Origin of the sequence: uncultured Paraglaciecola sp. (assembly GCF_937123705.1) — a bacterium.
GTDB lineage: Bacteria > Pseudomonadota > Gammaproteobacteria > Enterobacterales > Alteromonadaceae > Paraglaciecola.
This window is the reverse complement of record NZ_CAKZKO010000204.1, coordinates 35,341-50,364: the sequence shown is the minus strand read 5'-3', so window position 1 is coordinate 50,364 and position 15,024 is coordinate 35,341. Positions and strand designations below refer to the sequence as shown.

Sequence of the window (15,024 nt, the reverse complement as noted above, 5' to 3'; positions counted from 1 at the left end):
AACGGCGCCTCTTAATGCCAAACAATTAACCACCGCCCTTGGCCTACACCTGAAATTTTATTGCACCACTACAAGATCGAGTTAATATGATTCAAGATTCAGAATTTGGATCAAATTATTGCTCTCACTTTCTATTAAGTCAGCCAAAGTGTAAGTCTTTAGGCAATCCAAAAATGCTTGAGTCGCTTGGCCTAATATCCCTTTAAGTTTGCAAGCTGGTAGTATTTTACATTGAGGCGATTGACACTCAACTACCTGCAATGTGTTTTCCAGTAGCAGCACAACTTCGGCGATATTAAGCATCGCCGGATCACGCTTTAAAAGAAACCCTCCACCCTTGCCCCGCTTAGTTTCAATGATCCCAGCCTTGCCCAGTTGATGCACAATTTTATTTACGTTATTTCTAGAAATGTCGTAAATACGGCTAATTTCATCAATGCTGGCGCGTTTGTCTTTAGGCAGTAATGCCAGATAGATAAGGGTGCGCAGTCCATAGTCAGTATAACGGGTCAGTTGCATAAGCGGTCTTCAGTTAGTTTAATTAACCCGAACTCGGGATAATTATTTAAATTTTTAATGTCTGTTTGACACCTTTATATAATACATCTAATATGCACCTTAACAAAAGATACTTTTTAAAGGCATGTTATGAATAACAAGTTACTCCTTAAATTGGCAAACTTTTCAATGCTGACTACATTCAGCATATTTGTTATCTGCGCTGTATTGGCATATGGCTATGAGAGCCACTTCCCGCTTCTAGGTTTAACATTGTTACATGTGGCGCAAATTGTACTGGCTGGTTTTTTTAAAGTGTCTTATGTTTTACGCTTAGTCGCTCAAAAGCAACTTGGCCAAGCTCTTAATTAAACCTATTCTCCCTAACAAATGAAGTAAAGACTGAGTAGTAAAATGTTAAATATTTCAGATCCAGTACAACAGCAAAATATCTCACCGATTTGGCGACAGGCATTTCGGCCATTTTTTCTGTTTGGATGTATCTTTTCAATTTTGTCCATCACTGCTTGGGCAGCGATATTGGCAGGAGAGCTACAGTTTATCCCTTACGGTGGGGTATTTTTTTGGCATGCACACGAAATGTTATTCGGTTTTGTAGCTGCGATTATTGTAGGCTTTTTACTAACAGCGGTACAAAGTTGGACCGGCTTGCGCGCCACTAATGGTAAACCTTTAATATTGCTTTTTGGATTGTGGTTATTGGCTCGTATTTTGATGCTGTTGGATACATCTTTGTGGTTTACCGCCCTAGTTGATATCAGCTTTTTACTGCTTGCCGCGCTATTTTTAGCCCGCTTAGTATTAAAAGTGAAACAATATCGCAACTTGGTTTTTGTCCCCCTATTAATGTTACTGGCAACGGCTAACGGCTTCAGCCATCTTTCGGTTATCACCGGCGAAGCACAGTTTTTTACGCAAGGATTATACAGCACTGTTATGCTAGTCACCCTGATAATGACAGTTATTGCTGGTCGAGTGTTCCCTATGTTTACTGCAAATGGCACACAAACTATAAAGGTTGAGAATTTAACTTGGCTTGAAAAATCGGTAATAGCCCTAACAGCCAGTTTAGTGGTAATTCATTTTGCCAATATCCAGCTTAGGCTGCCTAGTCAACTTATGGTGTTGATATTTTTTAGCGGCGCAATGGCGCACAGCTACAGAGCAATTCGCTGGCGACCCCAAGTCACCTTTAAGACCCCCTTAGTCTGGTCGTTACATCTGGCCTACTGGTTTATCCCCATCAGCTTTATGTTGTTCGCTTTACATTATGCTGGAGTCAATATATCCGCATCCAATGCACTACACGGATTAACAGCAGGTGCCATGAGCTCGTTAATACTAGCCATGATTGCGCGAATTTCGCTGGGACATTCTGGCAGGCCACTTGTTCCAAATTGGACCATGAAATATGCCTTTATTGTCATTATTATTGCCGCCAGCATTCGGCTTATCTCTGCTCACATTCAGAGTTATGTGGGTGTAAATCTTAATGTGATCTCCGCCGTAATCTGGGCATTCGCCTTTGGCATTTATGTTGTGGCTTACGCCAGAATACTCACAAGCCCAAGACCTGATGGTAGAGACGGCTAGCCTTTATTTTTAAGACACTAGGGCCAGTTGAACTTTGCGGTGTTTTGCTGAGGCATTTATACCAGCCCAGTTCCCTAACAACGTTATTTATAGAAAAACATCAATTTAAACAATATTAAAAGTATTGCTTTGCCTATGAAATTATGAAGAAACTAGCCTGTGCGCATTTTTTAAACGCAACACCCTCCTTACAATGTACAAAAACAGAAAATGAGGATCTAAATGCAAAAATTTCACTTTAAAAAACTGAGTATGGCAGTACTTGCAGGTATCACTTTAGCCGCAACATTGAGTCTATCTGGTTGCAATGATGACGATGATGATGATGCCCCTGAAGTAATAGAAAACCCAACCCCTGAGCCGCCACAGCCACCAGAATTTTCAGCAGATATTCAGCGTACTAAATTTGGTATCCCCCATATTACCGCGCAAGATTATAAAGGCTTAGGCTATGGATTAGGTTATGCCTTTGCACAAGACAATATTTGTTCATTGGCCCGTGAAATCGTTGTGTCTAGCGGTACCAGTGCGCTGCATTTAGATCCTAACCAGGGCAATATTAGTCGCGATATTTTTTACACTTGGTATAACCGAGTTGAGCGTAGAAGCGAGTTACTCGATGAAATGGAACCCGAGGTACGGGATGCCATTAAAGGTTATGCTGCTGGATATAGCCGTTTCGTTAGAGATAACGGCATAGACAACATCGATCCTGCCTGTGCAGGTCAGGCTTGGGTGACCGAAATCACTGAATTAGATTTGGCCGCGGTATACAACAAAGGTAACTTACGTGGAGGACTATCTAATTTTATCAGCCCTATAGTTTATGCCACGCCTCCTGCCCCAACAGGAATGAAGGGCCAAGTTGTTGCAGCAAAAGCAGATATTGACCTATCCAAAATCAATGTACTCACAGGGGGCAGTAATGCTTATGCCTTAGGCAGCGACGTAACCGAAAATGGTAGCGGTATGCTTTATGGTAATCCCCATGAACCTTGGCAAGGGGTACAACGATTTTATGAGTTTCATCTAACTATTCCCGGAGAAATCGACGTTATGGGCGCCGGCCAACAAGGCCAACCTTTCGTCAATATTGGTTTTAACAATGATGTAGCTTGGAGCCACACAGTATCTACCGCCAAACGCTTTACTTTATATCAATTGGCCTTGGTTGATGGCGATAGCATGAAATATCATTACCAAAACGCCGAAGGTGAAATGGAACAGCGTGATATTGAAAAACATGAAGTGAGTGTGGCCCTGCCCGATGGTTCAAGCCACCAGGGAGCTATATATACGTCACATTATGGCCCCATGTTAGCTGCGAATTTAGTTAATGGCGCGCTCCCACCATGGGGAACCTTAAATCTAGCATTTTCTATTCGTGATGCTTCTTCAGAAAATCCTCGCGGGTTAAACCAATGGTATTCGATGAATAAGGCCACCAGCACCGAAGACTTGTTAGACAGAATGAAGAGCATAATTGGTCTACCTTTTGTTAACACCATAGCAGCCGACCGCCATGGCAAAGCATTATATGCCGACTTATCAACTGTGCCTCATGTAAGCACCAGTAAGTTTTTAGGCTGTATTGCAACCAGCCCGGCGCTACAAGCTTTAGCCGCTTCCGGTATTCCGGGGCTAGATGGCAGTACCGCAGCCTGTGAATGGGGAGTAGATGACGATTCTCCTCAAGCCGGTATTTTTGGTGCATCAAACTTGCCAGTATTATTGAATACAACCTACTCCACTAACTCTAACGACAGTTACTGGATGAGTAATCCTGACACCCCCCTTGATGAAGAGTTCTCGCCTTTGCTGCGCCGCAACTTACTCGCCAGACCGGGTGTCAATGTAGACGCTGCCGCGCCGCGTTTATTACGTACCCGTATGGGCGTGATCCAAGTGCAAGATAGATTAAGTGGCGAGGATGGATTAGGGGGCAATAAATTCAGCTTACGTAAATTACAAGAGGTAGGTTACAGTAATCGTAATTACGCCGCCGAAATGGTGCTAGATGACGTACTGACCGACTGCGAAGCTAATCCACTTATGCCCATCACAGGCGGTGGTACAGTTGATGCAACAAGCGCATGTGCCATTCTGGATGATTGGGATAGAGCTAACAACGTTGGCAGTCGTGGGGCTCACATATTTAGAGAGTTTTCTCGCCGCGTAAACTACGAAGGCAATATTGATACTGCCTTTAGTGTGCCATTTGATGAAGCCGATCCTGTCAACACTCCTAGAGATTTGATCATTAATCAAACTACCCGTCAAGCGTTAGGTGATGCGATTCAATTTTTTGTTGATCGCAACGTAGCCTTAGACGAACAGTGGGGTAACCTGCAATTTGAAACCGATGCCGGTAATGATGGTGAGCACATCCCAATGCACGGAGGCCGTGGCCAAGAAGGAGTCTTTAATGTTGTGTCTACTCCTGGCGCCAATGAAAACGGAGTATATAGTCCAGTCACACACGGACCAACCTATATGCAAACGGTCACTTGGGATGCCAATGGTCCAATTGCAGAAGCACTATTAGGCTTCTCACAATCGGCCGATAAAACCAGCCCTCATCATCGCGACCAAACTCGTCGCTATTCTGAGAAGAACTGGATACCTATGGCTTTTAGCCCTGAAGAAATTGCGGCTCAAGCTATAGGCGAAAGCATTAGTATCGACGAATAACAAGCATACTATAATCAAAAATTAGCAAGCCAGTCAGTTCATCTGACTGGCTTTTTTGATTGAAGGTATTTATCTCAAACTTAGGAACTATCTAATACCATTAATCCATCCTAACAATTGATCACTCAGCGAGATTTAAACGTCGCTGGTGTTCTCTGAGTGACTAATTGTTAGGATGAATTGGTATAACTGTTCCTTCAAAGTAGCAAAAACTCATTCGAATACTTTTGGTTTATCACTCATCGCGGTCATCCACTCTTCATCAACAGACTCGTCTCCTTCACTCATAGCATCAACGACTTTTGAAGCAGACTCAGGTAGCACCTCTACAACGGCAACAGCCACATCCAATGCATTATCTGGTGAAGCATCGGCTAAACGATTCACCAACTCGACAGCTTGTTGATGTTCCATGTTGTCCTCAGTCTGAGTTTCTGTTTCATTTTGAGTAAACACTTGGATCCCACTGTTAACACTGCCAGTTTCATTAGTAGCTTCAAGGCCGCTCAGTTTAGCCGCCATTGCTGTTGCAACATCTGCTGCACTGTCGGGTAATACATTCACTACCGCCACGGCCATATCCAAAGCCTGCTTAGGCGCTACGTCGGCAATTCGAGAGACCAATTCGACAGTGCTCTCAAACTCACTTTCATCATGTACTTGCTCTGTCTCAACTATATCTGCATTTACCTTTCGGCTAGGTGTATTACTTTCTTGTACAAGATCAGAAGTAACACCAGCATTAGATGCAATATATTCTTGGGCTAGAGTTGCTGCTGATTCTGGTATTGCATCGGCCATTGCAACCGCCACCTCTATGGCTTGCTCTGCCAAGCCCTGCCAAAGCTCGGCACTAATGTTCACTGCATGTTCTTCAGTCCTATCATCATCTCGTTCTGCCGGTCGTATCGCCTCATGCTCCTCAGATAACAAATGGGCATAGTACTCTGCCATTTCTAGCGCAGATTCAGGCATTACCTCCATCACTGCTTTAGTTGTTATTACGCGCAGTTCGGGTAACGCTTGGCCAATTTCTTCGGCTACAGTTACAACATGCTCTGGATAAAATTTCCCAAGCCGCATTATCAGTTCAAATGCAAACTCTGGCCGCGCCGTGACAAGGGCTTTAGTGGACTTAGAGGCTTCATAAGGCAGGCTTTGCATCAATGTATCCATGAGTTGTATTAAGTCAATATTTCTGACTTTAGCAATGGTCGCGGCAACGTCTATGGCAAGAGAAGGTTTTACAATACTGATTGCTTTCACCATATTCACGGCTGCTACCGGGTCAACTTTTGCGATGGCCTTGGCCGTCTTTCCTTCGGCACTTATTGTTTGAACCTGCTCTGCATATTCGGAACGTGGATCAAGCTCTACTGAAGGAGGCGCAGCGGAGTTTTGCATAACAAAATGTTCTTGCTGGTCAATTGGCAAGGCCTGTCGAACTCTCATTCTATAAATAACAAACACGGCCAGTACACATTGCACCAGAGCTAAGAAATAAAATAATCCAGCTGCCCCAAAATAGGTCATAGCGATGGACGCTAAAATTGGGCCTAACACCCCTCCTACAGAGAAGGCAATGATCATAGATCCCATAGCCGCTACCATTTCACTTTGGCGCAATCTGTCGAACGCTTCGGCAATACTCAGAGGGTAAATACAGGCTACTATGCCACAGGATATTGCAGTAGCTACAAACATCGGGAATGAGAATCCCAATTGCGCGAAGATAATATTTATAAGCCCAGCGCTTGCTGAAATGACGAGTAGGACAAGCAACACTTTTCTTCGATCAAAACAATCAGATAAGTACCCTACAGGAAACTGCAACACTAAAGCGCCAAATATACCAGCGCCCAAATACCAAGACATTTGGAGGCCAACAATATTGAAATCATGGGCGAATACAGGAAGTAAATTAAAGAGTGCAGAATATACAACTCCCGCTATCAAACAGCTAAAAACTCCTAAGGGGGAAATATGGTAGAGCCTTGCTAAAGGCATTGGATCGACCAATTCTATCTTCGGGCCTTTTTTAGTGCTCAAGCCAATGGGTATAGTAGCCGCGCATAATAAAATCCCTGCAATAACGAATAAACTGGTATTGATAGGATCTGCAATATTTATTAAAAACTGTCCACCAAATAAGCCAGCAAGTACCACAGCATTATAGGTTGCAAGGATTTTTCCGCGATTATTTTTACTCGAACTATCACTCAACCAACTTTCAATGGCCGTTAACGCACAAGCATTACAGAAGCCAATCACCACGCGCATAGCCCCCCACATAATGGGATTGGAATAGAGACTACATAGCAGAATGCTAACCGCTCCAAGGGCTACACAACTGGAAAACATCCGTATATGACCAGCTCTTTTGATTAGGTTTTTGCCATAGATCGCCCCAATCAGCATACCTGCATAATATAGAGATAATACAATACCAATAGTATCAATATTAACCCCATCTAGCCCCATTCGCACCGGCAGCAGTACATTGATTAACCCATTTCCTAGGAACAGGATGAAACAACTAATAAATAATGAAGTCAGTGAAATAAGTGTTTTTTGCACAGATATTACTCAAAAATGTCAGGGGATTGTTGTGGAATGTCTAAAAAACTTAACAACTATTCATTCCTTCAGTATCGGCATCCAAGTTCTATATACTTAAACGATAGAAGTTTATGAGTTCAGACAAAGCTGTGTTTTTAATATCTTTCAAATACACTAAATATGTTGTCACTGTTAGTTTTTCTCTCGTTTCTTCTAAACCAATAATTTTGGACAAATTAAGTTCCTTGGCCAAGTTTTCGGTCAGCAGTACAGCGCCACCTTTTGCTCGAATGTAATTGCTTACAATACTCAAAGAGCTCGATTTAAACGCCGCCCGTCTGGCCATTGGAAATAGTTGATAAAATGATTCGCTAATTTTTACACCCCAATCAATATGTACATAGTTTTGTAGCGATTCCTCGTGTTGAGTACCATAGGTAGAATACAAACCAAGGGCTGCCAGATTAATGGCAACATTTTCAACATCATCGGATTTCAACGGCTCAGTACTAAAGGCAATATCTATAACCCGTTCATGCAATTGCCGAGATAATTGCTCGGTATTTAGCATTTCTGCTCGTATAGATAGGTCTGGAAAACTCACACTCATTTGAATTAGCGCATCATTTAGAAATAGCTCACAAGCATTGGGCGTTGCCCCGCAAACCAAATAGTTCACATCGACTTCGTTCAAGGCTTTCCTTGCATCTGATAAGGTTGCAGACAAAGACTCGGCATATGGGATCAGCTTTTCACCAGCCGACGTCAACCGAATACTGTTGCGATTACGTATAAAAAGTGAGGTATTAAAATACTCTTCAAGCAATCGAATACGCGCACTTATTGCAGATTGGGTAAGATATAAATTTTCGGCGGCTTTGCCAAAATGCCTGGTTTGAGCCACCTCTAAAAAGGTCGCTAGAAAACGTACGTCCATTGCCATTGCCAATGTGTTTAGATTTCTAGCTTAATACCCGTAAAGTTTTGTTTTGGCAAGTTGAATTGTATTTTCAATAGCACAAATTAATTGAGTTTTGTAATTAAGCGATAACCTTCAATTTCAAGCTCCTTATTTACACACCCCAGTAAAAAAGCATGAAGTGCCGAACCGCTAATTTCCTCGTATTCTGCTACTTCTGAACACATCTGCTTAAATACCGCAATCAATTCGAGATCTGCTTCCGGCAACTCCTCAGACATGACTTCAGGCACTTCTTCCGGTATGACTTCAGGTACTTCTTCCTGGGACCCATAAGCTATTGCGCTAAATGATATCAATACACAAAAAAGGTAACTCATATACTTCATTATAATTCTCATCTAAATCCAAACAGTTAGTTATTCTCAGTTTCATCTTGCACTAATAGGCTGCGCTTTCTCGCTCGGAACCAATGGCCCTCGCGATCTCTGTGCCTAACATCCGTTTCAATATATTTTGGTACTTTTCTTTGGGAGTCCGATAAAACGGCGTCTTCTTCGTCCGAAAAGGAAAAGTCATCTTTGTTAAAACGCAAATCTTTACTCATCAGTAGTACTTACTATTTATGTCCCGACTAGAATATTTTTAAAGGCAAAAAATAGATAACAAAATATTTTTATGGTGTAGAGAAAAAATAATTGCTTTTCATCTATCATTTTTTAATTAAAAGTCATTGCAATAACACTTTAGTCATTTAACCCCTAGCTTTATTGATGGTGCTTTTTATGAATAACACTAACATTCGACCTGGTAAGGTATTGTTTTCTGAGCTTAAACGTTTTCCATATGGATTTAAAAAATCGGGAGATTTCAGTATTGCTGAAGCAGAAGTATTGTCCATCTATGGCCAAACTTTACATCTCTTAGCAATGGACACACTAGAGCCAGAATCTACAGAAGAAGCACACTTTATCCTGGTGGCTAAAGGGCTAACACCACCAGATACAACTGTCGAACGTTCTTGGCTTAAATTTATCCAACTAACCAGCACTAAGAAGAACTTTTTCACACTACATAGCTCTAATTTCAACTTAGCGGCGACAAACGAAGATCATAACGAATTTATCAACGGTGACTTGGAGTTCGAAGCTTAATACAAAGACAATTACTATTTAAAATGAGGGGGTTTCCAGCGCAGTGGCCATTTATTAAGGTGGGTGGAAAATTTCAAGACGTTTCAATTTTACATCAGTTGCATCCGATGATTAACACTTAGAAAAAACAGGCTCGATATGGCAATGTGTAAAACAGTTTTTCAAATTAATGAGAATGATAACGTCGAACAGTTACTTTCTACCATTACTCAAGATAAGTTTGCCAATGACAGAGCTGCATATATATTAAATGACGGAAGCTATTCAATAGGCGCCGGTGAGAATAACATCCGTGCCATTTATGACGATGAAAATAGCGTTATACAATTTAAATGTCGCTACAAAAAGACCTTCCACTTTACGAGAAGAAACTCAAATCATTTGCCAACAAGCGCAGTATAAAAATTAAAACGCATGAACCTATTTAACCTTAACCAATCTGCTGAAGGTGGCAATGGGTTGTTTTTAATAACTCCAAATATGCAGGGTCTATAATGTAACAATTTGAAAGTAAGCGAATTATATGGCACTTTCTATGTAGAAAAACTACATGGAAAGTAAATATGATCATAAATAATTTTGATGCTACTAGCTCACTTCTCGGCTACATATATCAGATTAGGTATGGCTTACTTCTTTCATTGAAAAAAATGAGAGAGGTAGATGACCCCGACGATTATTTCGTCTCGATAGAGACGATCGATGATATTGCTTTTGAAAAAAGTGGTACTCCAGAAGAATTACTTCAAACCAAATATCACTCAAATCCGGGAAACATCACCGATAAAAGTCCTGATATTTGGAAAACAATTAGAGTCTGGATTGAGGCTTACAAAAACAAACACCTCGACTTTGGTAAGGCTAGTCTGTTTCTAGTAACAACAGAACAAATAGTGGCTGACACGCTTGCCGATTTTCTTTCAAATTCAAAGGATAGAGACATTGGAAAAGCTCATAAATTAATGTGTACTATTGTCGAAGATAACCCAAGTCAGAAAAACAAACACGCTTTTAAATTATTCAGTTCTTTATCCGAAACCGAGCAAAAAAATCTATGCGAAGCTATTTTTGTACTTGATAAATCGGAAACGTTGGTTGAAATTGAAAAACACTTAGAAAACAACTTGAGAGGCTACGCTAATTCTGCACAGCTTAAAACGTTTTTGAACAGATTAGAGGGAAAATGGTTTTCAATAGCGATATCAGCTTTGGAAACTGGAGATGGAAGAGTAAACCTTGGTCAAGTAGTAAATATTATCGATGATTTAAGGGAGCAGTTTTTATCAATTAACTTACCTGACGATTATTCTACAGCAGAAGTCGACGTCGCTTCACTCATCCAACAAAGTCATAATTTTATTGAACAAATGAAAATGTTTGGAGCGGGTGAAAGGTTAATAAAGAAAGCCGTCTTAGATTTTTTTAGAGCTTCTGAACAGAAATCAAGATGGGCCAGTGATGGGCTTTTAAATCCCGGTGAGTTAGTTAATTATTTAAGAAAGTTAAAGGAAGAGTGGGAATTCAACATCGGTTTAGTAGAAACTGAAATAACCATAGAAGATGAAATATCTAAGAAGAAGCTTGCTCTAGAGGTCTTTAAAAAATGCCAGAATGAGGGAACTATCCCAATTCGTCCGCACTTCTCTGAGAGCTATTTAGCGCGAGGAAGCTATCACCACTTGGCAGATGAATTGGTAATTGGTTGGCATCCAGATTTTGAACAATTATTAGCGACCAAATCAAAATCAGAGGTAGCGTAGATGGATTTTTCGACCTTAACACAAGATGAGTTCAATCTTCATAATCCTGCTTATTGTGGATTTCTCATTTACAGTATTGTGCGAGAGTACGGAACAGTCGATAAAAATGGTATAAACCCAGCTCTTCTATATTTGTGCTTGCCTTTAATCTTAACAAAGTCGTTATCATCACAACTACCCAGAACGTCAAAGACGTCACTCGTAGCATGGCTTGTTGAGAACGAAGGACATTTATTTAATTTTGCCAACAAAGTTACTAGCTTTTTTGAAATAACTCAGAATTCATTTGATTTTTTGTATGAGAATCACCTCTTAGAGCTTACCGAGAATTATGATGTAGTAGCTATTGAGAGTGGGCTAGCACAATCACCAGTTATTTTTAATAAAAGTGAGGCGATGAAAAAACAGTTAAATGCTTCAAAATTAATGGGAAGATGGTTAGCCGTTAGCCCTAACGCAGCTACAATTTATTCAGTTTTAGGGATAAGACCATAATGCAGATTAAGCAAATTTCACTTTATGGAACAAATAAGAAAAGGCGTGATGTTAAGTTCGAAACTTCTAAGTTAAATATTATTACTGGGGCGTCGAAGAAAGGTAAAACGTCACTTCTAGACATTATTGATTATAGCTTGGGATCTAAAGAATGTGACGTTGCAGCAGGTCATATACGCAATTCGGTTGGTTGGTTCTCAACTTTATTTCAGTTTGATAATTCACAAGTTTTTATAGCTAGAAAAGCACCCGCATTGGGAGCGAAGTCAAGTGTTGAATGCATGCTACTTGTTGGTGATGAAATAAAAATTCCAGAGCCAAATGAAATTAAAAGCAATACGACAATTGATTCCGCTACAAAGTTTCTATCATCTAAGCTTGGAATGCCAGATTACGACACCGAAGTTTCCGATGGTCAATCAAGAAGCTCTATATCATTATCATTTAAACACTCAAAATTCTTTTTGTTCCAAAGCCAAGATGAAATAGCTAATAAAAAAGTATTGTTTCATCGTCAGTCTGAGCAATTCATTCCGCAAACGATTAAGGATGTATTACCTTATTTTTTGGGGGCCGCTGATGATGACCGCTTCTCTAAAATGGAAAAATTGAGAGGTCTAAAGAGAGAACGCACAGTCAAGGTAAAAGAACTCAAAGAAATAGACTCATTGAAAGGGAATGGCTTGAGTAAAGGTTTTTCTCTGCTAGCAGAAGCTGCACAAATTGGGTTATATAATGGTCCGACATTCAATTTATCTGATGAGCAATTAGTTGCGCAGTTTAAAAAGTTGAGTATATGGAGGCCAGAAGATATTTGTGAACAGACTGAAAATGCTCCAGCAATTAGTAGACTTGAGTCAGAGTATAGGGTGTTAAAGGAGCAGAAAAGCATAGTAAACAATATGCTGAAAGAAGCTGAAGATTATGAAAGGGCAATTAGCGGATTTGAAAGTCAAGAGCGCGAGCAAGGATTGAGATTAGAAACTTTAAACCTTTTTCAAAAACTTGAAACGTCTGAGTCACCTGCTAAACGGGCAATTCAAGAGTCTTTGAACAAGCTAAGTGAAAGCTTATTAAAAACAACCAGAGCTAAACCTCGTTTAAATTCGAGAATCGAGGAACTTAAAGGTAAACGAAGTGAAATTGCCAAGTCTATTAAGAAAGCGCAAAACATGTTAACTGAGTACCAGAAAAAGGACGAGGAGCTAGGAAAACTTCAAACGCTGAATTTGCAAAAGGCAAAAGTTGTAGGGAAGGTCTCACTCTACTTAGATGGCATAGACTGGAATAAAGATACTACTTTATTAGAGAAGCAAATAGAGGAACTAAACGAGCGAATTAAAGACTTGGAAACGGCGTTGGACCCAGAGCTGTTGATTGAAAAGCTAGATTCTCAGCTTAATCTGATTGGAAGAGATATGAGCCGTTGGGCCAAAGAGCTGAAGTTAGAGCATAGTGATTGCCCCATAAAGCTTGATTTAAAGCGTCTTACTGTCGTTGCTGAAACCCCAGATGGCAAAGTTCCTTTATATCAAATGGGTAGTGGTGAAAACTGGGTTGGGTATCATTTGGTTACTTATATAGCGTTAGCGAAATGGTTTAACAATATGAATAGACCGGTTCCAAAATTTGTACTTTTTGATCAGCCAACTCAAGTCTACTTTCCAACAGATATTGATGTGACTGGGAATATTGAAGAAATAGAAGTAGATGAAGACAGACAGGCCGTTAAGAAAATGTTTAAGTGGTTGTACGACTTGATTGAAAAGGAATTTGAGGGCAATTTTCAAATAATAGTCACTGATCACGCGGACATAGATGAACCATGGTTCCAAGAATGTGTGAGAGACAAAAAGTGGAGAGGTGAGGAAGCTTTAATTCCGCTAAGTTGGATTGAATAAAGTATGGATCGTAGTTCGTACTAATCTATATGCAGACACAATACTATGACTCGATAGGATTAAGATAATAAGGAAAGTAAATGTTAAAAGAAATTGACTTGCACCAATCACTTTGGATTGCACTAACGGTTTTGACCGCGTTGATAGCTTTCATGATCTATTCAACTTCTCAAAAACGAAAAAATTTAGAAAAAGAGATAAAGCGCAAAAATAATGCTCTTAAAGAAAAGTGTATAGATGAAATTGTTTCAGATTTACAACAATCACTTCAACAAATTGAGCTTAAAGTTAATGACGGCAAACCAATCTATAATAGATTACAAGAAATATTAGAACAAAATACTGCCCAACTAAAATTCATAGACGTTGGTATATTTCCCCCTACTTTTAATTTCGACGACAGAGAATCTTTAAAGCACAAAATTGAAGAGTGTTTGAAAGAACAATTTCAAGTTATAAAACGTGGCCGTGCAACTACAGCGTACTCAAATTGGGAATGGTTTGGAAGTAAAAGCAAAGGTAGGCAGATGGTAAATGCATATCAAAACCTTTTACTTAAAGCTTTTAATGCAGAATTTGACTTTATACGAAAGAAAATGCGTTATTCAAGCTACCACACTGCCGTTGACAAGCTACATAACTTAGAAAGCCAACTTGATAAACTGGGCGAAACAGCGAATGTCACAATAGCTAGCGAATATTTTGACTTAAAATTGCAAGAGTTGGGTATTTGGCATAGTGAGCTTGAGTACAGAGAAAAATTAAAGCAGGAAAAGAAAAAGCAACAAGCTTTACTGCGTGAACAAGCTAAATTGACAGGCGGGGATACCGAAGAATTAGAGGATGATATTTATTATCGTAAATCGGATTTACGAAAAGCTAAAAAGGCTGCTGAGCAGTTACACGGTGCTAGTGCCAATGATATGAAGATTAAGATTGCCAGAATGCAAAAGGAAATTGAAAAGCTAGAGAATAAGTTCGCCCGAGCAATGTCACAAGCCCAGATAACAAAAGCTGGCTATATATATGTTATTTCTAATCTTGGTAGTTTCGGTGATAAAACGGTTAAGATAGGTATGACAAGACGTTTAGAGCCAATGGATCGAGTCAAAGAACTAGGCGATGCTAGTGTGCCATTTAAGTTTGATGTACATACACTTACTTTCGTGGGGGATGCACCAAAAGTTGAAAAAATGCTACATCGAAAGTTTCAAGACAAACGAGTTAATGAAGAGAACTATCGCAAAGAATTCTTTAGAGTTACTCCTCAAGAGGTGGCAGTAGCGATGGATGAATTAGGGGTTGAATGTGATTGGTTTTATGAGACAGAGGCAAAAGAATTCAGGGAGAGTCTTCTTATGCGAAAAGCGTTTAAGCAGTCCGAATCGGCAGCTCAACCTAAGTCTAATCAAATACCTGCATCAATATAAAGG

Annotated in this window: 13 protein-coding genes; 8 read left to right on the top strand and 5 right to left on the bottom strand. The window is 40.1% G+C overall.

The window, feature by feature from the left end; genetic code table 11:
- Positions 1 to 81 precede the first annotated feature (81 nt).
- Positions 82 to 519: an Rrf2 family transcriptional regulator gene (locus Q0688_RS25170; protein WP_299083964.1), complete on the bottom strand. Its 438-nt coding sequence runs from the start codon at positions 517 to 519 to the stop codon at positions 82 to 84.
- A 129-nt stretch (positions 520 to 648) separates the two neighbouring features.
- On the opposite strand from Q0688_RS25170, the gene Q0688_RS25165 reads away from it, so the two are divergent.
- From Q0688_RS25165 to Q0688_RS25155, 3 genes are all read left to right on the top strand, one after another.
- Positions 649 to 870 (top strand): hypothetical protein, encoded by a 222-nt coding sequence (locus tag Q0688_RS25165; protein WP_299083961.1) that lies wholly within the window; start codon positions 649 to 651, stop codon positions 868 to 870.
- Positions 871 to 912: 42 nt separating this feature from the next.
- On the top strand, positions 913 to 2,112 hold the full coding sequence (locus tag Q0688_RS25160) for an NnrS family protein (protein ID WP_299083958.1): 1,200 nt from the start codon (positions 913 to 915) through the stop codon (positions 2,110 to 2,112).
- A gap of 222 nt (positions 2,113 to 2,334) precedes the next feature.
- Positions 2,335 to 4,803 carry a penicillin acylase family protein gene (locus Q0688_RS25155; RefSeq protein WP_299083955.1) on the top strand — a complete coding sequence of 823 codons (2,469 nt, stop codon included), beginning with the start codon at positions 2,335 to 2,337 and terminating at the stop codon, positions 4,801 to 4,803.
- 213 nt (positions 4,804 to 5,016) lie between these two features.
- Here Q0688_RS25155 and Q0688_RS25150 read toward each other — a convergent pair whose 3' ends face one another.
- The 4 genes from Q0688_RS25150 to Q0688_RS25135 all read right to left on the bottom strand — a co-directional run bounded on the left by Q0688_RS25150 (position 5,017) and on the right by Q0688_RS25135 (position 8,888).
- The gene (locus Q0688_RS25150) at positions 5,017 to 7,380 is read right to left on the bottom strand and encodes an MFS transporter (protein ID WP_299083952.1); all 2,364 of its coding nucleotides are present in this window, start codon (positions 7,378 to 7,380) and stop codon (positions 5,017 to 5,019) included.
- A gap of 88 nt (positions 7,381 to 7,468) precedes the next feature.
- Positions 7,469 to 8,299: a LysR family transcriptional regulator gene (locus tag Q0688_RS25145; RefSeq protein WP_299083949.1), complete on the bottom strand. Its 831-nt coding sequence runs from the start codon at positions 8,297 to 8,299 to the stop codon at positions 7,469 to 7,471.
- A gap of 86 nt (positions 8,300 to 8,385) precedes the next feature.
- A complete protein-coding gene (locus Q0688_RS25140; protein WP_299083946.1) occupies positions 8,386 to 8,670 on the bottom strand; it encodes a hypothetical protein in 285 nt (94 codons plus the stop codon).
- 26 nt (positions 8,671 to 8,696) lie between these two features.
- Positions 8,697 to 8,888: a hypothetical protein gene (locus tag Q0688_RS25135; RefSeq protein ID WP_299083942.1), complete on the bottom strand. Its 192-nt coding sequence runs from the start codon at positions 8,886 to 8,888 to the stop codon at positions 8,697 to 8,699.
- A gap of 178 nt (positions 8,889 to 9,066) precedes the next feature.
- Here Q0688_RS25135 and maoP point away from each other — a divergent pair, with 178 nt between their 5' ends.
- The 5 genes from maoP (at position 9,067) to Q0688_RS25110 (ending at position 15,021) form a co-directional block, all read left to right on the top strand.
- Positions 9,067 to 9,435, top strand: a complete 369-nt coding sequence (maoP, locus tag Q0688_RS25130) for a DUF413 domain-containing protein (RefSeq protein ID WP_299083940.1) — start codon at positions 9,067 to 9,069, stop codon at positions 9,433 to 9,435.
- 563 nt (positions 9,436 to 9,998) lie between these two features.
- Positions 9,999 to 11,195: an ABC-three component system protein gene (locus Q0688_RS25125; RefSeq protein WP_299083938.1), complete on the top strand. Its 1,197-nt coding sequence runs from the start codon at positions 9,999 to 10,001 to the stop codon at positions 11,193 to 11,195.
- Complete coding sequence (locus tag Q0688_RS25120; RefSeq protein WP_299083935.1) at positions 11,196 to 11,690, top strand: three component ABC system middle component; 495 nt, start codon at positions 11,196 to 11,198, stop codon at positions 11,688 to 11,690.
- Positions 11,690 to 13,591: a DUF3732 domain-containing protein gene (locus Q0688_RS25115; RefSeq protein WP_299083932.1), complete on the top strand. Its 1,902-nt coding sequence runs from the start codon at positions 11,690 to 11,692 to the stop codon at positions 13,589 to 13,591. The genes Q0688_RS25120 and Q0688_RS25115 overlap by 1 nt, the downstream gene beginning before the upstream one ends.
- Positions 13,592 to 13,671: 80 nt before the next feature.
- Complete coding sequence (locus Q0688_RS25110; protein WP_299083928.1) at positions 13,672 to 15,021, top strand: DUF4041 domain-containing protein; 1,350 nt, start codon at positions 13,672 to 13,674, stop codon at positions 15,019 to 15,021.
- The last annotated feature ends 3 nt before the right edge of the window (positions 15,022 to 15,024 follow it).